The sequence below is a fragment of the Sphingobacterium kitahiroshimense genome (assembly GCF_025961315.1).
In the GTDB taxonomy this organism is placed as follows: domain Bacteria; phylum Bacteroidota; class Bacteroidia; order Sphingobacteriales; family Sphingobacteriaceae; genus Sphingobacterium; species Sphingobacterium anhuiense.
The window spans coordinates 2,671,063-2,696,667 of the sequence record NZ_JAOQNK010000001.1 but is presented as its reverse complement, the minus strand read 5'-3'; the positions used below and the strand labels follow the sequence as shown (position 1 = coordinate 2,696,667).

Here is a 25,605-nt window from a genome sequence, read left to right as displayed (position 1 = left end):
CTAGCTAAATGCTAGGGCTTAATATTATCGAGTTGATGTTAAAAACTATTTAGCGTTTTTCTCATCACCTTCCATTTGCTCTTTCAATTGTGCAAGAACGTCTAAGTCACCTAATGTAGATTTCTCAACTGAATCTTTTACTTTTTTAACAGCATTGTTTGCTACTTTAGCTTCTTTTTTACGAGCATTGAATTCTTCAACACGTGCTTCAGCTCTTTCATCTTCCCAGATACGAGAGTGAGAAATTACTAAACGTTTGTTTTCTTTGTTGAATTCAATGATTTTGAATGAAGCAACTTCGTCAACTTTAAGTGCAGAATTATCTTCTTTTACAGAGTGTTTAGATGGACAGAATCCTTCAACACCATATTGTAAAGCAACGATATCACCTTTGTCACCAACTTTCAATACAGTACCTTCATGAACTGAATCAATTGTGAAGATTGTCTCGAAAGTATCCCAAGGGTTTTCTTCTAATTGTTTGTGACCTAAAGATAATTTTCTGTTTTCTTCATCTAATTCTAAAACAACAACATCTAATTTTTCACCAACTTTAGTGAATTCGTTAGGGTGGTTGATTTTTTTAGACCAAGATAGATCAGAAATATGGATTAAACCGTCGATACCTTCTTCTAATTCTACGAACACACCGAAGTTAGTCATGTTTTTAACTACTGCAGTTTGTTTAGAACCAACTGGGTAACGCTCAACAATGTTTTTCCAAGGATCTGGAGTTAATTGTTTGATACCTAAGCTCATTTTACGCTCTTCGCGATCTAAAGTTAAGATCTCAGCTTCGATTTCATCGCTTACTTTTAAGAACTCTTGTGGAGAACGTAAGTTTTGAGACCAAGACATTTCAGAAACGTGAATTAAACCTTCAACACCCGGGATGATTTCTAAGAAAGCACCGTAATCAGCAACTGTTACGATTTTACCTTTTACTTTAGAACCAACAGCTAAGTCTTTATCTAAAGATTCCCAAGGATGCTCAGAAAGTTGTTTCAAGCCTAAAGCGATACGTTTTTTCTCATCATCAAAATCTAAAACAACTACGTTAATAGTTTGATCTAATGATAATACCTCTTTTGGATGCTCGATACGACCCCATGAAATATCAGTAATGTGAAGTAAACCATCAACACCACCTAAATCGATGAACACACCGAAGTCAGTGATATTTTTAACAGTACCTTCTAATACTTGACCTTTTTCTAATTTAGATACGATTTCAGATTTTTGGTTCTCTAAATCGTTTTCAATTAATACTTTGTGTGATACGACAACGTTTTTAAATTCGTGGTTGATTTTAACAACTTTGAATTCCATTGTTTTACCTACGTAGATATCGTAATCACGGATAGGTTTAATATCGATTTGAGATCCAGGTAAGAATGCTTCAACACCTTTGATATCAACGATAAGACCACCTTTAGTACGACTTTTAACAAAACCGTTAATGATAGCATCATTTTCCAATGCTTCATTGATAGCTTCCCAAGATTTTTGAGTTTTAGCACGTTTGCGAGATAATACTAATTGTCCATTAGCATCTTCTTGCGACTCTACAAAAACGTCAACTACGTCACCAACTGCCAATTCTGGTAAGTCACGGAATTCAGATAATGAAACCAAACCATCAGATTTGAAACCAACATTTAAGACAACGTCTTTATTGTTGATAGAAACAACAGTACCTTCGATAATTTCACCTTGATTGATTTGGTTGAAAGTACCTGCGTATTGTTCTTCTAATTTAGCGCGCTCAGCCTCGCTGTAATTTCCGAAACCTTTATCACTAGCATCCCAGTCGAATTCGCCTTCTGGAGTGATCCATGTGTTAGATTTGATTTCTTCGATTAGTTTTGAATCAGCCTCTGATTCAATTTTTTCTGTGTCTTTCACCACTTTGGTGTCAGCGCCTTGTAGCTCCGCGTTTTTCGCTGCTAACTCTTTTTCTACTTCTTGTTTTTTTGCCATTAATTATTTTTTCTCCTTTTCCCCACATTGTAGGGACTGCAAAAATACGAAAAACTTTTATTAACAAGTATTTATATCTATTTTTTTTTAAATTGTTATCCACATTTATGGAATTGCTGGCAATTTCGAGTGAAATCCACTGCTAAAACATAATTGAATTATGACTCTTCCATATGGAATTGGGGCGTATGTTCCTATCAATTGTTCCAATCTAGGAGTTATTGTAGGGTGTAAATTACTTTGATTTGGTTGTACAAGTACATTTGAGAAATTATTGAGCAGTATGATCGAATTGTAACGTAAAAAATAGGGGCTATGAATTTTGTTGATTTAGAGGGAGATAGGGGATTGTGCCTTTTTTCTGGTAGCCGATATTTAAAAGCAGAATTAATAAGAAGATTGAACAGCTGTTCCGATTTATATTGTAATAAACTAATTTTTAAAAAATAGACGATATCTCAAGCCGAACTATAAATTTTCGTTATTTGCTCTGAATGAATTGTAGGTTTTTGGCCTTACGATTTTAATACTTTGTTTGGACAGAGCAATGGCCGCATTTAGTTCGTAACCTATCAGTAATATTAATGTATTGAGATACATCCAGATCATGATGACAATTAAAGTTCCAATAGACCCATATAGCTTATTGTACGTGCCAAAGTGGTTGATATAGAATGCGAATCCGGAGAAAGTTAGAATAGCTAAAATAGTAGCTAAAGTTGCTCCGGGGCTAAATATTTTCCAGCGACGGGAAGATGTTGGTGCAAATTTATAAAGGCAGCTCACAGTAAAGAAATATATACCGAATATGACGAACCAACGAGCCGCCTTTATGACAAAGGCCCAGAAACTATTGGTTATAGCAATACTATCTTTAAGATAATTAACAACAATGCCAGCATAAGTAAATATAGTCATTCCTATGGTTAAGGCTGTTATAATCAAAAAAGCGAGTCCAAGCGCAATCATTCTACGTTTTATCCACGTACGTTTTTCAGCAATAAGAGAAGCCTTATTGAAAGCCCGCATCATGGAGGCCATTCCATTGGTAGCAAAGTAAGCTGCCAATATAAAACCGAAAGATAAAAGTCCTCCATTCTGATTTTTAATAATGTCTTCTAATGTAGTCTCGACTACTTCATAAGCATTATGTGGAATGACTACTTCCAAAAAATCTAAAAGCTGTTCTTGAAAATTGTCTATTGGTATATAAGGGATCAATGTAAATAGAAAGATGATCCCCGGAAAAATAGCCAGCATGAAACTATAAGAAAGTGATGATGCTTTGCTTAAAATAGAGTCACGAGATATTTCTTGAAAAAAGAATATGGCTACAGTATAGAGAGGCAAAGATCCAAATCCAGGTAAAATCACTCCTTTACTCCATTCAATAACTTGATTGTAAGGTTTTAATTTCAATAAGTATTGATGAATATTGGACATGTTTATTCAAAGTATTGCGCCATTTTTTCAAGAAAAATGGCGGGTGGCATTGTGGGTTTGTTCTTACTGATATCAACAAATACGAGTGTTGTTTCACCTGTATTTAGGAGCTCTTCTTTTTCATTGAACAGTTCATATTCAAAAACTATTCTTACTGCAGGTTTTTTTCTGATTGTAGTTTTAATCGTTATTAAATCATCGTAACGTGCAGGTTTAATGTATTTACATTTCATCTCCATAACCGGTAGCATAACACCCATCTCCTCCAGTTCACGGTAAGAGATTCCGGTGCTTCGTAGCATTTCGGTTCGAGCTATTTCGTAGAATGCAGCGTAGTTTCCATAGTACACATAACCCATTTGATCGGTTTCTGCATACCGTACACGTGTTTGATATTCGAATTGAAACATACTATTTTTTGATATTTCGTTCGTCTAATGCTTTTTGAAATTTGCGGGCGTTTATTTGATGTTCAGCGACATTAGTAGCAAAAGCATGGTATCCAGAAAAGTCTTCTTTAGCACACATATAAATATAGTCGTGATGCTTATAATTTAATACAGCATCTATGGCAACAATACTAGGCATCATAATAGGACCTGGAGGAAGACCTTTATAGATATAGGTATTATATGGATTATCAGTTCTTAAATGTTTATTCAATACACGTCGGATAGTAAAATCTTGAGTGGCAAAAATAACTGTCGGATCAGCCTGTAAAAGCATTCCTTTTTGTAATCTGTTGAGATATAACCCGGCGATAGCGGGCATTTCGTCTTTGTGAAGTGCTTCACCTTTAACAATGGCAGCAAGAGAACTAACTTCCTGTGGTGTCAGGTTGATTGCTTTTGCTTTTGCTAAGCGATCTTTTGTCCAAAATTTTTCCCATTCATCATGAAAACGTGCAAATAATTTTTCGGGCGCAGTATTCCAATAAAGTTCATATGTATTTGGAATAAACATTGCAATGAAATTATCTTTAGTAAAACCGTATGACTTTGCTAGATTCTCATCATTTAATAGTTTTAAGAACGTGATAGAGTCAGCCTCGAAATTTTCTGCAAGTTTACCAGCAAAGTTTTCCTTTAAGCGGATATTTTCGAATCTAAATTTAACAGCATCTTGATAGCCTCCTCTCAAATTACCGATAAATCTTCGGTTGTTCATTCCTGGAGTCAAAGCATAACGACCAGGCTTAACACTCTCCGTATAATTCTGATATTTAGCAGCGCGATCAAAACTATTTGGATCTTCCACTATTTTTTGATCTTTTATTTTTTGTAATACTTGTAAATAAGTATCACCTGTATTGATATACAGGTATTTTTGATTATCTGTAACATTTGATGCTAGGAAAGTGGTGTAAGCTGTCCAGCCGAAATATCCTCCAATAATAAAGATTAGGAGTGCAATGATTTTTAACCAATTTGGTATTCTCTTTTTATTTTCCATATTTATGGATTTGTTTTTTGTTTTTGCGGTGAAGAAGGAGCTGTTACTGGTGGAGTAGCAGGGACAGTATTGGACAACGTAAGATCCACTTTGGATCCAATACTCGTGATCCCGGTCTCTAAACCAGGAAACTGTGTGATAACACGGGCTGTACTCGTATCCGACACGCCAATATCGTAAGTCACCGTACCCAAAGATAATCCTATTCCCTGTAATGCAAATTTTGCTTCCGTAACAGTCAATCCTGATAAATCCGGTATTTGAACTTCATTTGCGCCCTGACCATTACCCAATATTAAATCAATTTTAGATCCTTTTGGAATCATTCTGCCATCACGAATAGATTGCCCTGCAAATTGGGCATCTAAAACAATATCTCTTGCTATGTCTGCAATATAAGTTGTATCACCTATACGTAAATTATGGTTTTTTAGTATAGAGGATGCTTCAATTAATGTTTTATCCTTGATTTTTGGAAACGCGATTTCAGGAGCTACCTGTGTAATAATAGTTAAGTAGATTGTACGTCCGCTTTTTACATGAAATTTAGCTTCGGGATCTTGTTCAATTACTAGACCTGGTTTAGCATCCATTTGATAAACGGAATCAATTTGATATTCCAAGTTCGCATTTTCTAATGCTGAGATAGCAGCATTAATATGTAAGCCTTTTACTTGTGGAACTTCTATCGATTCATCGTGTTTGGTATATACTTTTAAACCAAGATAGATGAATAGGAAAATTGCTAAAACAAATCCAATAGCGATTAGAATGTTGTTTCTAAACGTATTCGTTTTTAAATACTGTAATATTTTTGACATTTATATTTCTTTAAAAAATCATTTTATCGTATATTTTCTAAGCAAGATTAAAGCCACTATTTTTGTTCAATATCTGCCCTTTTAAATATTGAACAAAAATATTCGTTTTTCTGTGTATAGCAAATTATATTTGTTAGAAGAATCACGATAATTTTATGAAAACAAAAATAGCATTAATAACTGGAGGTTATACAGGTGAAGCAGAAGTTTCTTTTAAAAGTTCTGCATTTGTATACTCACAGCTTGATCACAATAAGTACGATATCTATCAAATTACGATTACCAAAGATGCATGGTTTTATGTTAGTGATTCAGGAATAAAGCATGCAATCAATAAAGAAGATTTTACTTTAGTGCTTGATGATAGTATTGTTCAGTTTGAATTGGCTTTTATAATGGTTCATGGTTCACCCGGTGAAGATGGGCGATTACAGAGCTATTTTGACTTAGTTGGCATACCTTATACATCATGTGATGCGTTGACTTCGGCGCTAACAATGAATAAGGGATATACAAAAGCGATTTTGGCAGATCTTAATGATTTGTTTTTAGCTAAATCTGTCTTATTGTTTGAAAATCAACGAGCTCAAGCCGTTGAGCTAGTAGAAGATAAATTATCCCTGCCTTATTTTGTAAAACCTAATGCTGGAGGTAGTAGTATAGGTATGACCAAAGTAAAAGTGGCAGATGAACTAAAAGTAGCCATTGATAAAGCTTTTGATGCTGAAAACACCGGTAGCCAGGTTATTGTTGAGGAGTTTGTAAACGGCCGTGAATTTTCGGAAGGTATTTATCGTAATGTCGACGGGGAATTGGTTGTTTTACCGGCTACTGAAGTGAAAACAACACGTGAGTTTTTTGATTTTGAGGCAAAGTATATTCCCGGGCTTACAGAAGAAATTACACCAGCGGATCTGGATGTAAATCAGCAATTGCGTATAGGAAAGATTTTAAAAGATATTTATGTGCGATTGAATTGTAAAGGAATGGTCCGTATTGATTTCTTTTTGGAAAACGATACGGATAAGTTTTATTTTATTGAAATCAATACCATTCCAGGGCAAACTCCCCAAAGTTTTATTCCTCAACAAGTCCGCGCGGCAGGATTGACGGAACAAGAGTTTTACGGTAATTTAATCGAAGTGGCGCTAAAAAAATAACTTCAGTATGAGATTTTAAAAGTTACATTACAACTTCATGTAATGTAACTTTTTTTATTTTCTAAAATCAAATTTCGTTAGATCAGGTCTAAATTCTTTCGTTCTTTTGAGTTCTTCCTGGTAGATAATTTGGCCTATGTTTTTTAGAAATGGGTAGGTGACAGTTTCATACTCGTAGATTCCATCATTATAAATTCCATTTTCATTAGATTGGATTACTACAGCCAATAGGAACTCTATCCCCTTTTCAAAATCAACAATGTATGCGTTATCAATATTATAACCATAGGAATCTCCATATTTATTGAAAATGCGAATATTTGGATTTATTGTTGCCTTTTTATCACGGCCATAAAAAAGCAATTTACTATATGTCGGCCAGAATTCAGTTGTGTCATATTTAGGGTAATCCGACTCAAACGGATAACGCGACATGTAGTCGTACAAAAATGAATAATCATCATTTGTTAATTTGAATCTTTTGCGAGCATCGAAAGCTTCCGGGAAAAGTAATTTTTTCATGATCAGTTGCTGATCATCTAACGGGTAAACATTTAACCCTTCAAAACTCCATTGTTCATGAATAAGCTCGTCTTTGTCATTCATGTAACCTTTTCCTTGACGAGTATTTTCTAGCTTAATAGGGTAGTCGTTTGGATCAAATTGGGCATCCTGTTTATAGAGGGTTTTATCTTCTAAGTAGAAAGTAATGGGATTGGTGTGTTTTGCCCAGACACCTTTGTCACCTATGGCCAGTCTATTGACAATGCGTGAGTTTTGTGCGCCATGCTTTTGTAATTTGCTATTCAATTCAGCACGTCCGATAAATTCGAAAAGTCTGTTCTGTGCGTCATTGTCACTTGTCAAAAGGATTTTTTTAATATATTGACCAACTGACGGGAGACCATTTTTAGCAGACTCATCTTGTACAACAGCTGTTTGTTTCTCATAAGAAGAGTCGATTCTTAACGGTGTATCTTTTGATAATCCAGCAATCTTTAGCTCATTTATTTTTTCTAATGCTAGGATTGCCGTTGGGAGCTTAACTGTGCTGGCAGGATAGAAATACCAGTTTGGATTTAATCTATAACTGAATGATTTAAAATGTGGCACATTATTTTTATCCCGATCAATTTGCGTATAGAGAATTTGAACTTCATTTTTACTCGGGTGATCTAAGATCTTTTGAAACAATTCGGGATGGCCTTGTAATAATTTTTCGAGGTAAATTGTATCCATTTTTTGAGCAAAGGAGTAAGGAATGATACTGATGAAAAAAAATGTTAGAAATTTATGCATAATTGGATTTAGTATACTGATTTTCGAAAGGATGGTTTACAATAAAGGCTTCTTACAATTAGAGAAGCCTTTATCTTTATTTTCTGACGTACACCTGAAAGCTATAGTCAAAAGCATGTTTTTCATCTTTTTCATGCGTGTCTTCGCTTTCTAATATCCATTCATGTGCTGGTAATTCTGGAAAGTAAGCATCTCCATCAATAGTTGTATGCAACCTGGTCAATAATATTTTATCTGCGAATGGTAACGTTTGTTTAAATATTTCGCCACCACCAATAACAAAGATCTCTCTTTCATCTCTGCAATAATTTAATACTTCTTGAAAGCTATTGGCGATATCCACATCATCAGATTTTGCGGTCATGTCTCTTGTCAAGATAATATTTCTGCGATCTGGTAATGGTTTACCAAGAGACTCAAAAGTTTTTCTCCCCATAACCACACTATGTTCAAGTGTGTTTTTTTTGAAATATTTAAGATCATTTGGTAAATGCCAAGGCATTTTATTTCCTTTACCGATTACATTATTTTCAGTAGCGGCGACAATTAATGTTATTTTAAGTTTACTCATTTCTATAGGTTACACATGTATATAAAGAAGATTCTTTTTAAACTGCTACAGGAGCTTTAATATGCGAATGGGATTCATAATTTAACAACTCGAAGTCCTCAAATTTAAAATCAAAGATATCTTTTACTTCTGGATTGATTTTTAATTGAGGTAAAGCCTTTGGTTCACGGCTCAATTGTAATTCTGTTTGTTCGAAGTGATTACTGTATATATGGGCATCTCCTAAGGTGTGAATAAATTCAGCGGCTTCCATATCACAAACCTGTGCCACCATCATGGTTAATAAAGCATAAGATGCAATATTAAATGGTACACCTAGAAAGATATCTGCACTTCTTTGATATAGCTGACAAGACAACTGTGGTTTTAAGATTCCATTTTCAGGATCAGCAGGAGCAACATAGAATTGAAAAAATGCATGACAAGGAGGTAAAGCCATATTTTCAATTTCTGCAACATTCCAGGCAGACACAATGATTCTTCTTGAATCGGGTGAAGTCTTCAATTGCTTGATTATTTTTTCAATCTGATCGATATGGCCTCCATCAGGAGTTGGCCATGAACGCCATTGTGATCCATAAACAGGACCTAAATTACCATTTTCATCAGCCCACTCATCCCAGATACTGACACCATTGTCTTTTAAATATTTGATGTTTGTTTCACCTTTCAAAAACCAGATCAATTCATGGATAATTGATCTTAAATGTAATTTTTTTGTCGTAACAAGTGGAAAGCCCTCCTTTAAATTGAAACGCATCTGATATCCAAATACACTTTTAGTTCCAGTTCCAGTACGGTCAGTTTTAATAACCCCGTTTGTATATACGTGCTTTAGTAAGTCAATATATTGTTTCATTGTAAATAGTTGCTTTTATTTATTTTGTGATTAACAAACAGCGTCTTTTTGGCTGTAATATACCAACAAAGATGCTCGCTGTATAATCATGTAATATTCTATACGAAGGTAAGATTTTTTGAAGTATTCTCATGAAAATTTATAAAAGTGTGCACATCATTTTCATATGTGTTACACTATCATAGCAATGTAAAGAAAGACGGTAAAATAAAGAAATCAAAACTGATATTGTTAAATTTTGGATCATTAAAATCTCATAATTAATTGAAAAGCGTTTAAATCAGAATTAAGAATTTTCATTTGGAGCTTTTTGTTGTATTTTTGCAAAATCATTATGAGTAAAAAAGTAGCTTTCTATACCTTAGGATGTAAATTGAATTTTTCAGAAACATCCTCCATAGGTCGTGTCTTTCAAGATGCGGGTTATGAAACCACGCCATTCAATAGTGCGGCAGATGTTTATGTTATTAATACATGTTCAGTAACGGATCATGCAGATAAGAAATGTCGCAAGGTAGTAAAGGAAGCACTTAAATATTCACCTAATGCTTATATCACCATTGTCGGTTGTTATGCGCAGTTGAAACCAGCTGAGATTGCTGAAATTCCGGGAGTGGATATGGTTTTAGGTGCCGCAGAAAAGTTCAATATTATCGAACATATCAATGATCTGACAAAAAACGAGAAGGCTGTTGTTCATAATGCACCAATTGATGAAACCAATCAATTTGTATCTGCATATTCAATCGGTGACCGTACGCGTACATTCCTAAAAGTACAAGATGGATGTGATTATTCTTGTACTTTTTGTACAATTCCTCTTGCTCGTGGAGCAAGCCGTTCGGGGAAAATTGAGGATATCGTACTTCAAGCCGAGGAAATTGCGGCATCTGGCGTAAAAGAAATTGTGCTAACGGGTGTAAATATCGGTGATTTTGGTATTCGAGACGGTAAACGACAAGATAAATTCTTAGACCTTGTAAAGGCTTTGGACGAAGTGTCAGGAATAGACCGTATCCGTATTTCTTCGATAGAGCCAAATCTTTTGGCCAATGAGATTATTGAATTTGTAGCACAATCAAAACGTTTTGTTCCACATTTTCATATGCCTTTACAGTCTGGAAATAATAAAGTATTGAGTATGATGCGCCGCCGTTACAAGCGGGAGCTTTATGCACAGCGTGTGGAGAAGATTAAGGAATTAATGCCGGATTGCTGTATTGGCGTTGATGTCATTGTGGGGTTTCCTGGAGAGACTCGTGAAGACTTTATAGACACTTACAATTTTTTAAATGACATGGACATTTCCTATTTGCATGTCTTTACTTATTCTGAACGTGAAAATACAATAGCTGCACAGATGGAAGGGGCAGTCCCTGGATCTCAGCGCAGTGACCGTAGTAAAATGCTACACATTTTGTCAGAGAAAAAGCGTCGTGCTTTCTATGAGAAACAATTGGATAAAGTAGGCGAAGTACTTTTTGAGAGTGATGAGAAGGACGGATATATGCATGGTTTCTCCAAAAATTATGTGAAAGTTCGTACAGCCTACGATCCTTTGCTGGTCAACGAAGTTGCACATGTAAAATTCTTATCGATTACAGACGGTTGTGAAGTTGAAATAGTAGAGTTAAAAGAAATATTAGCACACTAATGCTAGATGATATAAAAGATAAGGGCTCAATTCTAATCGAATTGAGCCCTTGTCGTTATGCGACTTTTTCTTTTTTAGCATTTAACCAAATGACGGTTGCTAATATCATGAATACACCTATCCATTGAACAGGACTTACAGCTTCTTTAAGTATGAAGTATGACATAGCAGTTGCTACTGGTAGTTCTGCAGAACTTAAAATACCACTTAGAGAATAACCGATTTTAGGAATTCCATAAGCAAATAATAATGGTGGAATAACAGTTCCGAAGAAAGAAAGAATAAGTCCGAAATGCCATATGCTGTCACCTAAAGCTCCCGATATCAAAAATGTTGGCGGAAAGATGGAACAGATCATGATGCAGGATCCAGTGACCATTAATGCACTTTTTTGAACTGGCGGATAGTCATTTCCAACTCGTCCGTTAACAATTAGAAATACTGCATAAGCAGTTGCCGCTAATACGCCGTAGGTAATGCCGGTCCAATTGAGTTTATCGATTCCTTGTTCAATAAGACCTGTTGCAAATACAGTTCCTATAAGTACAATTGCAATACCAATCAATTGACGATTGGTAGGTCTATTTTTGAATATAATATATTCAATTAACGTTCCTATCCAGATGTATTGCATCAATAGAACAATCGCCAATGAAGCAGGCACTAATTGAACGCATTTGTAATAAACTAAACTTACTAGACCTGTAGAAATACCACTGATAACAATTTTCCATTTATTAGATTTTTTAGAGAAACCATGATTTGCTTTTGGGTTTAGCAACTGAATGAGCAGATAAACTGCCCATAATATAATCATTCCAAAAATAGCTTGTACTCCAGTTACTTGCCCTAAAGTGTAATCTTGCGCATATGCTTTTTTAACAAATGTTGACAACAGTCCAAAACTACTTGCACCGACAAATACAGCAATAGCACCTTTTAATTTTTCCATATTATATTTTACAAATTCCGACAAAATTACAATTTGAAAAGAGATATGAAGAAAGAAGGGCTTGTTTGCCAGTTAAATTTGGTTTTATTACATTTACCTAACATTTATTCTTGATATGTCTATAAAACGTAATATATTATTTTTTTTCAGCGTGATACTTTTACTCAGTAGTTGTTCAGTTAAGAAAAAGGTGAACAGTAACAGTGGCCACAGCAGTGCAGTTTTGACAGATGCCAGTGAAGCTAGGGGTAAGAATTATAGTACAAGTTCATTAGATAATTACGTAGATCTTTTGCAAGTAAAGAAAAAGGAACTCAATCCTACGCTTTATTCTTTTATTGATGAATGGATGGGTATACCACATCGTATGGGAGGTGCAACAAAAAGAGGGGTAGATTGTTCAGGTTTTGTTAATATATTATATCTTAAAGTATATAAAGAGAATTTACCTCGTTCATCCAGAGATATGGATGGTGCAATTAAGAGCAAGCGAAATTCCCAGCTTAAAGAAGGTGATTTGGTGTTTTTTTCGTTCGGGGGACGTAATGTGGATCATGTTGGCGTATATCTGCATAATAATAAATTTGTGCATGTATCGACAAAAAAAGGTGTTATTATTTCTGACTTAAAAGATTCGTGGTACGCCAAATATTTCACGAATGCTGGAACACCAAAATCCTGATAGGTAATACGAATTCCCTTTTTTATGTCAAATAATAGATAAAACTTTATAAAGCTATTTTAATCCTTATTTTTGTCAAAAACTAAAATAAAGATGAGTATCAAGGGTAAAAAGATTTTTTTGGGTTTATGTATTGTTGTACCATTTCTAATTTACTGTGTTTACTACTACAGTAATATGATTAGCAATGCGCCTTTCCGTTTCACAGATTTTCAGTCTGTGGTCTTTCGATACGGTGAGCCTAATCATATGGATAATCAGTATGATTCAAAAACTGGAATTTTTCAGTATGTGACCAAAACAAACGAGATAGAGCGTGATACCGTTCGCATGACTAAAGATGATTTGCTTTACTTACATCGAAAAGCTCAAGAATTAGGTTTTTGGAATTTAGATGATGACATGACGGGACCTGAAGCAAAAGTAAATCCTGAAACAGAAACGCCTCGTTTTTATTTAGAGATGAATTATAAAGACAAATCAAAAAAAGTCACGATGGACGCTGATTTTGCTGGTAATGAAAAAATGCGAAATGCAGGAAAATCTATGATCGATGAAGTCAACCGAATATTAGCCGCGGCTCAATCTAGATCGAACGTTAAGTAGATAAAATAAAATATTATATACAAAAAAAGGGATAATCATATGATTATCCCTTTTTTGTATATAAATTAACAGTTTGTTAAACATCAGGTGACTATTGATTCATATTAGAGTATTAGCTTCGGCTTTAATTATGCTATATATTCAAATGAAAAATATTTTTGCTGTTGCAACAGCTTTATCTTTAAATTACACGGTTAGTGCTCAGGAAATTGCAAAAGGTGTTGTTTTTGATGATATCAATAAAAATGGAATTCTTGATAAAAAAGAACGGGGTATACCAAATGTCTCTGTGAGTAATGGGGTAGAGGTCGTTCAAACTGATGCTCAGGGTCAATATAAATTGCCTGTTGATGAAGACAATATTATTTTTGTTATTAAACCTGCTGATTATGCACTACCGCTTAGTACAGCAAATCAACCACAATTTTATTATATACATAAACCTCAGGGAAGTCCCGAATTGACCTATAAGGGAGTTTCACCTACTGGAAAATTACCTAAGGACATCAATTTTGGTTTGACAGCTCAATCTGAATCAAGAGATTTTTCTGCGTTTGTATTTGGAGACCCGCAAGCTTATGATATGACTGAAATGGATTATTTTAAAAGGGGAATTATTGATCGGGTATCCAATAAAAATGCTGCTGTGTTTGGGATCAGCTTAGGAGATCTGGTTGGTAATGATTTGTCATTGCATCCGGCATATAAAAGTACAATTTCATTAATGGGTTTACCCTGGTTTAATGTAATTGGTAATCATGATTTAAATTTTGATACAAAAGAAGATAGCTATTCGGATGAAGCTTTTGAAGCTTCTTTTGGTCCCGCAACTTATTCTTTTAATTATGGAAATGCTCACTTTTTAGTTCTTGATGATATTATTTATCCTAATACTGATACAGGAAAAGGATATAAAGGAGGTTTGCGTAAAGATCAATTGGAGTTTATTGCCAATGATCTGAAGTTTGTACCAAAAGATAAGTTAATTATATTGGCTTTTCACATCCCGCTTGAACATGAAAATTCTGAAGTTTTCCGTACTGAAGATCGTGATCGATTATTTGATATTTTAAGTGAATTTCCTCACACACTTTCTTTATCGGCTCATACACATTTCCAGCAACAAAATTTCTTTGGCGCTAAGGATGGCTGGAAGCAATCAAAACCGCACCATGAATATAATGTAGGAACAACTTCTGGCGATTGGTACTCTGGAGAACTGGATGAAAATGGAATACCTGTATCGACCATGCGAGATGGTACCCCAAAAGGTTATGCTATTTTAAATATTAAAAATAATCAATATACATTTGATTATAAGGTGGTAGGGAAAGATGAGGCTTATCAAATTGCACTATCTGGACCATCAATTGTAGATCAAAAATATGTACAACGATACCCAGTTTATGCAAATTTTTTTATTGGAAAAGAAGGTGATCAAGTATTATATCGTATAAATGATAGTCAATGGAAAGAAATGGATCAGGTCAAAGAAGTTGATCCATCCTTTGATGATGCGGTTAAGCAGTATGACCTAGCAACCGATTATAAAGAGGGAAGAAGGCCTTCTGATGGTACTAATAGTTCTCACTTATGGAGATTGAAATTGCCAAAGTTAAAGGCAGGAAAATATAAAATTGAAGTGAAAGCCACTGATTTATTTAACCGGATACATACAGCTGTAAAGGAAATTGAGGTTGTAAATAAAACAAAATAGTAGATAACCATATAAAACCGTGAAGCAACCTTTTTAAGGTTGCTTTTTTTTATAAATAATGATGAAAGATTAAACTTTAGTTAAGGATTGCTTAATATGACAACTTTATATTTGTATCAGAGTAATTTTTGATTCATATAGTAAAGGGTTAATGTGGGGTCTGTTGGGAAACACACCCAGAAATTTAGTTTGTTTTTAAAAAGAAAGGTAATCTTGGAGAAGATTACCTTTTCTTTTTTTATTGTAAATGTGTATGATCTATTTTGATACTTAAGTTACGCAGATCATCAGATGCAGGACTTTCAAAAACTTCTAGTTTGAAGTATGTAATGACAGCAAATAAATGGTCAAATAAATCAGATCGGATACCTTCATATATCTCAAAGCGGGTATCATTTGAAAATACGTATATTTCTAATGGTACTCCATGTTCTGTCGGATCCATCTGACGTACCATACTGATCATATCCTTGTTTATGTTTGGATTCTGTCTAATATAGGCTGTCGCATAAGCTCTAAACAGACCGATATTTGTCATTTTGCGCCCATTTACCGGCATGGACTGATCGGCTTGACTTCTATTGTTATATTCACTAATTTCTAATCTACGTTGCTCAATAAAAGGTTTAAGAATTTGAATCCTCTCTAAGTCTTTGATCTCTTCTTCAGTCATAAACCGAATAGTCGAAATCTTAATATTTATTGCCCTTTTTATTCTTCGCCCACCAGAGGTCTGCATACCTCTATAATTTTTAAAAGAATCAATCAATAAAGTATGCGTGGGTATCGTTGTGATCGTTTTGTCAAAATTTTGCACCTTCACATTATTTAGGTTGATTTCGATAACTGTTCCATCGGCATTATGTTTTGGCATTTCAATCCAGTCCCCCACCCGTATGGAGTCATTTGCAGAAACGGATATGCTTGCGACAAAGCCAAGGATGGTGTCTTTAAAAACCAACATTAAAATGGCAGAGGCAGCTCCTAGCGAGACCAAAAATGATAGCGGAGAAATACCTGTTAAGATAGAAAAAGTAATTGTTCCTCCAATACAGATTAAGACAATCTGTGAAACTTGCAAATAACTTTCCAATGGTTTGTCAGCAAAGCTTTTTCGAGTTTTCAGGATATCACGTAGTGTTTTTAATGCAGAATGCACAATGAGCATAATGTTTAAAACTAGCAAGATCTCTATCCCTTTATTAATCGCTTTTAACCAATTTGGAAATCCTAGAAATATGATTGGACTGATCTGCTGGGCAATGAAAAGTGGAATGAAGTGGCTGATGTATTTCAGCGTTTTATTTTTTATCAGATAATCATCTATTGAGTTTTTCGATTTTATTATAAAACGGGTTACAACAGAAAGGATTACCTTTCGGGCTATAAAGTCTATAATTAATAAAATTAGAATAACTAAAAATAGAAGAACGATGGAATTGATGGTATGTGCCCATTCACTATTGAAACCTGCCTGTAAAAGTTTGTGATAGGACCAATCGTAAAATTTTGATTGAGATTGTTTATTTATTTCTTCTAAATAGTCTGTAGTAGATAACTGCATCTACAAATATAAAAAAAGCCATTCGACAGAATGGCTTTTTTTATTATTTAGCGCCTAAAGGCATGTTTTTATCGTGTTTATGTTTGAAAAGAATAGCAAAAAGAACTGCTAAAACCAAAGTATAAAGCGAAAATGTTAACCAGATATGATGCCAGTCTTTAAGTATCAAATTTGTATCGAATAAACCATTTTCACTAATGGAGAGTCCTCTTTCTTTAACAAAATTGACTAATTTACTATTATTTACATCTGTATCTAAAAATGACGCGAGCTGTTTTACATTAGTAAATGAAATGGAGAAATATTTATCGATGATCCATCCTGAAACTAAACTGCCAAATACTGCACCAAAACCATTGGTCATCATCATAAATAGGCCCTGAGCTGAACTTCTTATTTGTGAACTAGTGGATGTTTCTACAAATAAGGAGCCTGAAATATTAAAGAAATCAAAAGCCATACCATATACGATACATGATAATATAATCATCCATAAACCAGAAGATGGATCGCCATAAGCAAATAGACCAAAACGCAATACCCAAGCAAACATGGATATCAGCATAACTTTTTTAATTCCAAATCGTTTTAAGAAAAATGGTATGGCAAGAATAAATAGTGTCTCAGATATCTGTGAAATTGACATGATGATCGTTGAGTATTTGATTACAAACGAATTTGTATATTTAGGAAAGAATTTAAACTCATCTAAAAATACATCTCCATATGCATTTGTCAACTGAAGTGCAGCCCCTAAAAACATAGAAAAGATAAAAAACAAAGCCATCTTATAATTTCCAAATAATTTGAAAGCTTCCAGACCTAGTGTACGTACCAGAGATGATTGCTCGCTTTTGATATTTCTAGGTGGACATTTAGGAATAGAAAAAGAAAACAATCCTAAACCTACTGCAGAGGCTCCGGCAATATAAAATTGCATACCTGTTGCTTTACTGCCTGTCAAGTTAACAATCCACATGGCTGCAATAAAACCAATAGTTCCCCACACACGGATTGGGGGGAAAGCCTTTACCAAGTCATATTTCCCTTGAGTGAGCACAGTATATGCGATGGAATTTGATAGGGCAAGGGTTGGCATGTAGAAACACATGGCAAGGAGCATCGCATAGAAAAAAGTAACAGGATCATTTATTTGTGGTAGATAAAAGAGTACCGCCGCATATAAAAGATGTAATACCAAATACAGTTTTTCAGCGTTAACCCATCTGTCTGCGATAATTCCCATTAAAGTAGGCATAAACAAAGAGGCAAAACCCATTGTTGCAAATATAGCTCCAAACTGGGTACCGTCCCATTGCTTAGTACCAAACCAGTAATTTGCTATTGTAATTAACCACGCTCCCCACACAAAAAATTGGAGGAAGTTCATAATGGTCAACCTTAATTTAATAGACATAAGTAATATAGAGTTGAGTTTGTTTTTCTGTCGATGATTGTGACCTTATTTTCTACGTGATATCTCATCACGGATTAATGCAGCCTGCTCATAGTTTTCATCATGAAGGGATTGTTCGAGAACCGTTTTTAATTGTTCATCAGTAAGACTTGAGAAAGGATTTTCAATTTTTGACGTTTCTTCTTTGACATCATCTTCAACGATTTCAGCATTTACTGCATTTTCGAGGTTTTCAAGAAAGGCAAACTCGTTGCCTTCGATAACGATGCCGGCAGATGATAAGATGAAGTCGTAAGCATAAATGGGTGTTCCAAAACGTACAGCCAGTGCAACAGCATCTGAAGTTCGGGCATCGATTTCTACAGTTTTCTCTCCATCTGAACAGATGATTTTAGAATAAAAAATGCCTTCTATTAAATTATAGATAAGGACTTCCTGTATATTAATTTGAAAAGCTTTTGCAAAATTCTGAAATAAATCATGTGTTAGAGGACGACTTGGAACCATCTTTTCTATTCTAATCGCAATAGCTTGAGCTTCGTGACTCCCTATTATAATGGGAAGACGGCGATTACCTCCAGACTCACCAAGTACCAATGCATATGCACCTGATTGTGTCTGACTGTAGGATAGTCCAATAATGTCTAACTTGATTTTCTTCATTATGATACCTTTACGGTTTACAAATTTAGATAAATTTGCTTAGATAAGCAATATAATCAGGGAGATATAAAGGTAATTTTATTCATGAATACCTATTTTAAATGGCTTAAAAGATTATGCTCTGGTAATCACTATATGCTCTGTAATAGGATGTTTCAAAGTAGAAAATGAAAAAATAATTTGGAATAAAAAAAACTCCATTAACAAATAAATTGCTAATGGAGTTTTTTATTCAGGACCTTTATATTCCTTTATAAGCTTTTAAAGCTGTGATTAATTTAGGAATAACGTCAAATGCGTCTCCGACAATTCCATAATCTGCTACTTTGAAAAACGGAGCTTCAGGATCTTTGTTGATCACAACAATTGTTTTTGAAGCACTAACCCCTGCTAAATGTTGTATCGCTCCTGAAATACCAATTGCAATATATAAATTGGGACTTACCGCTATTCCCGTTTGTCCAACGTGCTCTGAATGCGGTCTCCATCCCGCGTCAGAAACCGGTTTTGAACACGCTGTAGCCGCACCAAGTACATGAGCGAGTTCTTCAATCATACCCCAGTTCTCTGGACCTTTTAATCCTCTACCCGCGGAAACAACAATTTCTGCCTCAGGTAATGAAATTTTATCTGTTGCTCTAATGATATCCTTAACGATCGTACTAAAATCTGAAGTATCTATACTCGGAGAGTAGGGTTCAATAGTTACTGTTCCTTCGGCCTCTTTTACTTCAAATGAATTGGGATTGACAGCAATTACTTTAACAGCCGAAGTTAAAGCGACATAAGCAAAGGCCTTGCCTGAAAAAGCTCCAGTTTTGACTTGTAGAGTTTCTCCATTTACAGTAGGTAATTCAATAGCTCCGTCTGCTAAACCAGCTTCTAATTTCGCAGCAACCCGCGGGGCTAACCCCTTTCCAGAAAAGGAATTTGACAATACAACTATTGATGCACTTGATGATTTTGCTGCATCAACGATGATAGCGGCGTAAGCCTGGTTTACAAATGACTTTAATTGTTCTGTATTGACATTTAATACCTTACTTGCGCCATATTTACCCAAAACACTTAATTGCGATTCTTCAACATTACCGATTGATAATGCAATAACTTCAGTTCCCGATTGTTCTGCAATAGCATTAGCATAAGAAACAACCTCAAATGCCGATTTCTTGAACTTACCGTCTGTATTTTCTACATATACTAATATTGACATATTCTTTACGATTAGAGTTGATTAAATAACTTTTGCTTTTTCATGCAAAAGAGAAACTAATTTTTCGACATCTCCAGCATCAACCAAAGTGACAGCACCGCGTGGAGCTGGAGTTTCAAATTTGACAATATGCGACAACTGAGCTACTTCAATAGGTTCAATTACATCTAATGGCTTTGTTCTAGCGGTCATAATACCTCTCATATTCGGTATTTTTGTTTCTGCTACCCCTTCAGCTGTACCAATTACAGCTGGTAGATTTAAAGTTAGAACTTCTTTGCCACCTTCGATTTCTCGTTCTACAGTTGCGCTATTGCCGTCAATATCTAGTTTTTTACTGATAGAAACGGAAGGAATATTTAGGATCGTAGCTACGAGAGATCCTACTTGAGTTCCATTATAATCAATGGATTCTCTACCGGTTAATATAAGATCAAAGCTGTTGTCTTTTGCATAATGAGCAATCTGATTGGCAACAAACCAAGCATCTCTTGGTAAGGCATTTACTCGTATTGCATTATCTGCACCAGTCGCTAGCGCTTTTCGGATAGTAGCCTCAGTACTTGAGTCCCCAACTGTAATAACAGTTACGGTGCCTTTACCGCCTTCAGCCAAATCTATTGCTTTTGATAAAGCAATTTCATCGTAAGGATTCACTATGTATTGCACACCAGCATTATTAAAAGCGGTGTTGTCATTGGTGAATGTAATCTTGGAAGTAGTGTCAGGGACATTACTTATACACACTAATATTTTCATAATTTATTACCGTTTTATACAAACCTAATATAATTTACTTTAAATGTAAAGATAATTTGGGAGAGTACCATACTGTCTGCAATGGAATGTTGAGTTGTGTTTTTGTTAAAATAAAGGTATGTAAATTATTTTATTGATAATTTATGGTCTTTAAATAGATTTTTATTTATTAAATGTGTATTTTTTATTATAGGTTGATTAAATTTTATACAGTTTATGATTCGTCAATGGTTTGTCATTTTTGTATGCTAGCATAGTAATTTGTTGTCGAAATGAGCTTTTTAGCTTCTTTGATTATTTGTAGCTTTACCGGTATAAAATTAAAAGCTATACATAATGTCAGACCGTTTAGAACAATTGAAGGAGTTTTTGAAAGATTCTCCACAAGATCCTTTTTTGAAATATGCTTTGGCTACCGAATATTTAAAATTAGGAAATCAAGATGAGGCGCTTAAGGGGTATACTGATCTGATAAGTGATCATGCCGATTATGTTGGAACTTATTACCACTTGGGGAAACTTTATGAGAAAATGAATCGTGTAGAAGATGCACGAGATATTTATAAAAAAGGTATGGTCATAACACAACAAAAACGCAATATGCATGCGTTAAGTGAATTGCGCGGAGCATTAAGTTTACTGGACGGAGATGATGAAGATGAATATTAACATTTTTTTAACATTTTAATCTTGCTTTTTGGTACTTAATTTGTCTATATCTCTGTGGAGATTTGAGAAAGAGTTTTAAAGAAGATGAAAAGGCTATTTATTATATTATGCTGTATCTTATTTGTTTTTGTTGCATGTGATAACCAACGTAAAGGTGCTGAAGCAGTTAAAGACAAACAAGATCACCAAAGCGCTACTCTATATGAATTGAGCGGAGCATACAGCGGAGTAATGCCTTGTGCAGATTGTGACGGGATCGAAACTGTTTTAAAGTTAAACCAAAATTTTTCCTATAGTTATACCTCAAAATATCTTAATAAAAGTGATGAAGTATTTGTCAAAGATGGAAAGTGGAAATTTGAAAATAATGTGATCACACTTGAAGGAGTGGATTATAAATTCAAACTGGGTGAAAAGGCAAAACTTTGGCAATTGGATTTATCAGGTAATGAAATCGTCGGAGAATTGGCAGAGAATTATAAGTTAGAAAAACTAACACAATAGTCATTTTAATAAAATCACATTAACAAAAAAAGACCTTCAAATTTTGAAGGTCTTTTTAGTTTTTTTCTATTTGCAGATCTCTTTGAGGTGATTAACAACGAAGTCTACTTCTTCTTTTGTATTGTTTCTACAGTAAGAAAAACGTACTGAAGGTCTTGTGCCGTCCGCCCTTATAGCTCCTAGTACATGTGATCCGATATCGGTTCCAGAACTACAGGCACTTCCACCCGAACAGGAAATACCAGCAATATCTAGATTGAATAATAACATATCTGCCATATCCGTACATGGAAATGATACGTTTAAAACAGTGTAAAGTGCTTTATTTGGTTCAGTGACACCATTAAATTTAATATCTGGAATTGCTATCTGCAATTGTTCAATCATATAAGATTTTAACCCCTGTATGTAAGCACTATGTTCTTCCATATGTTCGTAGCTCAGTTCTAAGGCTTTTGCTAGTCCTGCGATACCATATACATTTTCAGTTCCACCACGCATATTACGCTCTTGTGCACCACCATAAATCATGGGTTTGATTTTCGTATTTGCATTAATGTATAGAAAACCAACTCCTTTCGGTCCATGGAATTTATGTCCAGCTCCCGTTATAAAATCAATTTTTAGCTTACTTAGATCATGTGGATAGTGACCCATAGTTTGGACAGTATCAGAATGAAAGATTGCTTTATACTTTTGACATATTTCTGATATTTTTTCAATATCATTTAAATTTCCAAGTTCATTGTTACCATGCATAATGGAAACGAAAGTTCTAGGGTTTTTTGAGAGTAAGTCTTCTAATTGATTTAAATCAATATTACCAGTGGAATCTACATGCAGTAAGTCGAGATGAACTTTTCCTGATTTTTCCAATTCTTCTAATGTATGAAGCACAGCATGGTGTTCTATTGGTGTAGTGATCGCATGTGTAATTCCAAAATCTACAATAGAACGTACAATTGCCATGTTATCAGCTTCTGTACCACCAGAGGTAAAGAAAATTTCAGATGGAGAAGTATGTAAGATTTGCGCAATGGATTTACGCGCCTTTTCAACAATTGTTTTTACTTGTCGTCCATGTGAATGAATAGAAGAAGGGTTTCCAAAATTATTTTCCATGGTGTCTATCATGACACGAATGACTTCTGGATCTAGCGCTGTAGTTGCAGCATTATCAAAATATACTTGCATAATGGACAAAATTAAGTAAAAGTAAGTTTACTTATTTAGTGGTATTGAGATTATTTAATAAAATTGCTTGTTTTTGATTTTTTAAAAAAGGTCAGTGTGGCAAGCAAAGCCCCCAAAAGACCTAGATAAGCGAGGATATCACCATTTTTTGTGTAAATAGTCAATTCCTCACTGAGGTTGATTTCTTGTGTTAGGGCTGCAGGTACCCACCAATCTGTTTTTTGAATGATGTCTCCGCGCTGGTTGATAAAGCCCGATATTCCCGTATTCGCAGAGCGGGCTACCCATCTTCGATTTTCAATGGCTCTTAACTTTGCGTAATCTAAATGCTGATCTTTACCAGAAGTATTTCCCCACCAACCATCATTTGTAATGATGGCAATAAATTGGGCCCCTTGTTGGATATATTGTGCAACATAATTCCCCCAGATAGACTCATAACAGATGACGGGAGCTGCACCGATACCACTTTGTGAATAAAATACCGATGGTTTATCCTGTTTTCCATATCCTCCGGTCGTTCCACCAAATGCACTAAATAGAGGCTTTAAGAAATTAATTGCAGTGCCAAATGGCATTTGCTCAACACCGGGAACTAGTTTAGATTTATGATAAAATTGTAGTTTGGAAGACACGTCAACTAAAGTTGCCGCATTGAAATTGTCTTTATATAAGTTTGGTCCTACTTCTCTAGCAGTACTTGTTCTTTTATCGTTATATAATCTATAACTCTCTATCCCAGATAGTACGTTGCCATTTTTATAGTCATTTAGAAAATTAATAAGCGAATCAAATGTACTTGTAATTCTAAAATCTTCTTCATCGAAATCACCTCTTTGTGACAATGCTGTTTCTGGCCATATAAAAAACTCCGTATTCGGATTGGCAACAGATTTTGATAGTTTCATCAAAGTTTGCAATTGTTCTTCAGGGCTGATATGACCAAATTTTCCAAATGGGTCAATATTAGGTTGGACAGTTACAATCTGAGAAGGGTTAATATGCTCCTCGTACGTCATATAGCGAATGACTGAGTATGAAGAGGGGATAAGCAACGTAAGGACTAACACAATAGTAATCCTACGAGGTTTTGCTACAATATTCATTTCTTTCTTGTTTAAATAAAGTAAGAAAATTAAAATATTGCTTAACCATATCCACATTGTACCACCATATACTCCAGTAAACTCATACCATTGAATTAATTGATGAAAATTTGAGAACCCATTACCTAAAGTCATCCAGGGAAATGCTAGATCCCAGGATTGGTGTAAGTATTCGTAAGATATCCAGAAAGCCATTAATCCAAACAAGGAAGGAATTATAGATACTTTTTTTCGCATCTGATAGTATAGTCGAAAAGCAAGCGCCATTAATAATGCTCCTAATAAAAAAGGAATGAGTGAAATAAAAATGGCAATATACCACGGCATTACTGCGGATATAGAATTGTATACCCAATAAATAGAGGCCGTATTCCATAGCACTGCCGTTAATCCTGCTGTAAGAAAAATCTTTTTACCTTTTTTAATGTAGGTTTCGTTGCGGAAGATATTTTCAACTGCAATTAAGAGCGGAAGAAAGGCAATTAATAAGATCGGACTACTGTAAGGTACAGGTGGCCATCCTAACCATAATAAAAAGGCACTTAAAAGTGCCAGTAAATATTGATTTCTCACGATTAAATTTGAGATAAGATTTCGTTTTTCTTGTTTTCGTACTCTGCCTGTGTAATCAACTGTTTGTCAAAGAGGTTTTTTAATTTTCTTAATTTGAGTGTTATCTCATCATCTTCTTCAACTACAGCAGGTGCAGTTACCTCAATAATCGGAGGGACTGTAGTTTCGGGTACAATAGTTTCATTGACCTCTTCCACTATAGGCAAGGACGGTATGTTTTTAGAGGTAGGCTCTTCCTCTATTATAGGTTGATGAATTTCAAATGAGGGAGCTGTCTGTTTAGGAGCGGTTACAATAAATTTTTCTCTCTCCTGCTCGATTTCTTTTAATTTAGATGTTTCTAAAGCTCCTTTGATTAGCTGGTATAATTTACGTGCCTGTACTTTAGGGATGTAATCAATACTTAAATTTTCCCCTGTACTAGGGATTACGGTTACTTTAGAACCAAAAATCTCTTCTTTGAAAGCTATATCTTTAATATCTTTCCAACTGAAAATTTCAAAATCTGTTGCTAAGCCCAGCTTTGTAAATTCACACATGAAAATACGTTTGTTACTAATCGTTATACTGTCGGGAAGAATGGTAACGGCCGGTTTTTTCTGTACGGCGATATAATCAATTCGCTCTCCCTCTGTCATCATATCTTGCAATTTGACAACTAACTTTTCTACAATTTTTATGTCTTGGCCATCAATGGCAAAAAGTTCAAAGTTCATGTTAAATCTATTTTAAATAAATGAAGGC

24 protein-coding genes are annotated in these 25,605 nt (G+C 34.7%); 7 read left to right on the top strand and 17 right to left on the bottom strand.

The window, feature by feature from the left end; genetic code table 11:
• Positions 1 to 45: 45 nt before the first annotated feature.
• The 5 genes from rpsA to M2265_RS12045 all read right to left on the bottom strand — a co-directional run bounded on the left by rpsA (position 46) and on the right by M2265_RS12045 (position 5,696).
• Positions 46 to 1,980, bottom strand: coding sequence for a 30S ribosomal protein S1 (rpsA, locus tag M2265_RS12065; protein WP_021190131.1), 1,935 nt, complete (start codon positions 1,978 to 1,980; stop codon positions 46 to 48).
• Positions 1,981 to 2,448: 468 nt separating this feature from the next.
• Positions 2,449 to 3,423 (bottom strand): YihY/virulence factor BrkB family protein, encoded by a 975-nt coding sequence (locus tag M2265_RS12060; protein ID WP_031288364.1) that lies wholly within the window; start codon positions 3,421 to 3,423, stop codon positions 2,449 to 2,451.
• Between the two features lie 2 nt (positions 3,424 to 3,425).
• Positions 3,426 to 3,833, bottom strand: a complete 408-nt coding sequence (locus M2265_RS12055; RefSeq protein WP_132772154.1) for an acyl-CoA thioesterase — start codon at positions 3,831 to 3,833, stop codon at positions 3,426 to 3,428.
• A gap of 1 nt (position 3,834) precedes the next feature.
• On the bottom strand, positions 3,835 to 4,875 hold the full coding sequence (gene mltG / locus M2265_RS12050) for an endolytic transglycosylase MltG (protein ID WP_021190134.1): 1,041 nt from the start codon (positions 4,873 to 4,875) through the stop codon (positions 3,835 to 3,837).
• Positions 4,876 to 4,877: 2 nt separating this feature from the next.
• Positions 4,878 to 5,696 carry a PASTA domain-containing protein gene (locus M2265_RS12045; RefSeq protein ID WP_132772155.1) on the bottom strand — a complete coding sequence of 273 codons (819 nt, stop codon included), beginning with the start codon at positions 5,694 to 5,696 and terminating at the stop codon, positions 4,878 to 4,880.
• 155 nt (positions 5,697 to 5,851) lie between these two features.
• On the opposite strand from M2265_RS12045, the gene M2265_RS12040 reads away from it, so the two are divergent.
• On the top strand, positions 5,852 to 6,856 hold the full coding sequence (locus tag M2265_RS12040) for a D-alanine--D-alanine ligase (protein WP_132772156.1): 1,005 nt from the start codon (positions 5,852 to 5,854) through the stop codon (positions 6,854 to 6,856).
• A 54-nt stretch (positions 6,857 to 6,910) separates the two neighbouring features.
• Here the strand turns inward: M2265_RS12040 and M2265_RS12035 are convergent, their stop codons facing one another.
• The 3 genes from M2265_RS12035 to M2265_RS12025 all read right to left on the bottom strand — a co-directional run bounded on the left by M2265_RS12035 (position 6,911) and on the right by M2265_RS12025 (position 9,585).
• The gene (locus tag M2265_RS12035) at positions 6,911 to 8,095 is read right to left on the bottom strand and encodes a serine hydrolase (RefSeq protein WP_132772157.1); all 1,185 of its coding nucleotides are present in this window, start codon (positions 8,093 to 8,095) and stop codon (positions 6,911 to 6,913) included.
• A 136-nt stretch (positions 8,096 to 8,231) separates the two neighbouring features.
• Complete coding sequence (locus tag M2265_RS12030; protein WP_132772158.1) at positions 8,232 to 8,726, bottom strand: dihydrofolate reductase; 495 nt, start codon at positions 8,724 to 8,726, stop codon at positions 8,232 to 8,234.
• Positions 8,727 to 8,763: 37 nt separating this feature from the next.
• Positions 8,764 to 9,585: a thymidylate synthase gene (locus M2265_RS12025; protein ID WP_132772159.1), complete on the bottom strand. Its 822-nt coding sequence runs from the start codon at positions 9,583 to 9,585 to the stop codon at positions 8,764 to 8,766.
• A gap of 334 nt (positions 9,586 to 9,919) precedes the next feature.
• On the opposite strand from M2265_RS12025, the gene mtaB reads away from it, so the two are divergent.
• Positions 9,920 to 11,239 carry a tRNA (N(6)-L-threonylcarbamoyladenosine(37)-C(2))-methylthiotransferase MtaB gene (gene mtaB / locus M2265_RS12020; protein WP_207902485.1) on the top strand — a complete coding sequence of 440 codons (1,320 nt, stop codon included), beginning with the start codon at positions 9,920 to 9,922 and terminating at the stop codon, positions 11,237 to 11,239.
• A gap of 55 nt (positions 11,240 to 11,294) precedes the next feature.
• On the opposite strand, the gene M2265_RS12015 is transcribed toward mtaB, so the two are convergent.
• Positions 11,295 to 12,191: an EamA family transporter gene (locus M2265_RS12015; protein ID WP_132772160.1), complete on the bottom strand. Its 897-nt coding sequence runs from the start codon at positions 12,189 to 12,191 to the stop codon at positions 11,295 to 11,297.
• 190 nt (positions 12,192 to 12,381) lie between these two features.
• On the opposite strand from M2265_RS12015, the gene M2265_RS12010 reads away from it, so the two are divergent.
• The 3 genes from M2265_RS12010 (at position 12,382) to M2265_RS12000 (ending at position 15,196) form a co-directional block, all read left to right on the top strand.
• Complete coding sequence (locus M2265_RS12010) at positions 12,382 to 12,873, top strand: C40 family peptidase (RefSeq protein WP_243655478.1); 492 nt, start codon at positions 12,382 to 12,384, stop codon at positions 12,871 to 12,873.
• 93 nt (positions 12,874 to 12,966) lie between these two features.
• Positions 12,967 to 13,479: a hypothetical protein gene (locus M2265_RS12005; protein ID WP_232789200.1), complete on the top strand. Its 513-nt coding sequence runs from the start codon at positions 12,967 to 12,969 to the stop codon at positions 13,477 to 13,479.
• 145 nt (positions 13,480 to 13,624) lie between these two features.
• Positions 13,625 to 15,196 carry a calcineurin-like phosphoesterase C-terminal domain-containing protein gene (locus M2265_RS12000; RefSeq protein WP_207902486.1) on the top strand — a complete coding sequence of 524 codons (1,572 nt, stop codon included), beginning with the start codon at positions 13,625 to 13,627 and terminating at the stop codon, positions 15,194 to 15,196.
• 238 nt (positions 15,197 to 15,434) lie between these two features.
• Here M2265_RS12000 and M2265_RS11995 read toward each other — a convergent pair whose 3' ends face one another.
• The 5 genes from M2265_RS11995 to M2265_RS11975 form a co-directional block, all read right to left on the bottom strand.
• Complete coding sequence (locus M2265_RS11995; protein ID WP_132772163.1) at positions 15,435 to 16,760, bottom strand: mechanosensitive ion channel family protein; 1,326 nt, start codon at positions 16,758 to 16,760, stop codon at positions 15,435 to 15,437.
• Positions 16,761 to 16,803: 43 nt separating this feature from the next.
• Positions 16,804 to 18,177, bottom strand: a complete 1,374-nt coding sequence (locus M2265_RS11990; RefSeq protein ID WP_031287965.1) for a nucleoside permease — start codon at positions 18,175 to 18,177, stop codon at positions 16,804 to 16,806.
• 45 nt (positions 18,178 to 18,222) lie between these two features.
• Complete coding sequence (locus M2265_RS11985; protein WP_132772164.1) at positions 18,223 to 18,840, bottom strand: bifunctional nuclease family protein; 618 nt, start codon at positions 18,838 to 18,840, stop codon at positions 18,223 to 18,225.
• A gap of 241 nt (positions 18,841 to 19,081) precedes the next feature.
• Positions 19,082 to 20,056, bottom strand: coding sequence for an electron transfer flavoprotein subunit alpha/FixB family protein (locus M2265_RS11980; RefSeq protein WP_132772165.1), 975 nt, complete (start codon positions 20,054 to 20,056; stop codon positions 19,082 to 19,084).
• 21 nt (positions 20,057 to 20,077) lie between these two features.
• Entirely contained in the window at positions 20,078 to 20,815 is a 738-nt protein-coding gene (locus M2265_RS11975) for an electron transfer flavoprotein subunit beta/FixA family protein (protein ID WP_132772166.1), read from the bottom strand.
• Positions 20,816 to 21,151: 336 nt separating this feature from the next.
• Here M2265_RS11975 and M2265_RS11970 point away from each other — a divergent pair, with 336 nt between their 5' ends.
• Complete coding sequence (locus tag M2265_RS11970; protein WP_132772167.1) at positions 21,152 to 21,484, top strand: tetratricopeptide repeat protein; 333 nt, start codon at positions 21,152 to 21,154, stop codon at positions 21,482 to 21,484.
• 84 nt (positions 21,485 to 21,568) lie between these two features.
• Entirely contained in the window at positions 21,569 to 21,988 is a 420-nt protein-coding gene (locus M2265_RS11965; protein ID WP_021189447.1) for a copper resistance protein NlpE, read from the top strand.
• A gap of 66 nt (positions 21,989 to 22,054) precedes the next feature.
• Here M2265_RS11965 and M2265_RS11960 read toward each other — a convergent pair whose 3' ends face one another.
• Genes M2265_RS11960 through M2265_RS11950 form a run of 3 tightly spaced genes read right to left on the bottom strand, consistent with a single transcriptional unit; the run spans position 22,055 to position 25,577 of the window.
• Positions 22,055 to 23,182, bottom strand: a complete 1,128-nt coding sequence (locus tag M2265_RS11960) for a cysteine desulfurase family protein (RefSeq protein ID WP_132772168.1) — start codon at positions 23,180 to 23,182, stop codon at positions 22,055 to 22,057.
• Between the two features lie 50 nt (positions 23,183 to 23,232).
• Positions 23,233 to 24,861: an apolipoprotein N-acyltransferase gene (gene lnt / locus M2265_RS11955; RefSeq protein ID WP_132772169.1), complete on the bottom strand. Its 1,629-nt coding sequence runs from the start codon at positions 24,859 to 24,861 to the stop codon at positions 23,233 to 23,235.
• Positions 24,862 to 24,863: 2 nt separating this feature from the next.
• Positions 24,864 to 25,577: a PH domain-containing protein gene (locus M2265_RS11950; protein WP_132772170.1), complete on the bottom strand. Its 714-nt coding sequence runs from the start codon at positions 25,575 to 25,577 to the stop codon at positions 24,864 to 24,866.
• Positions 25,578 to 25,605: the final 28 nt, after the last annotated feature.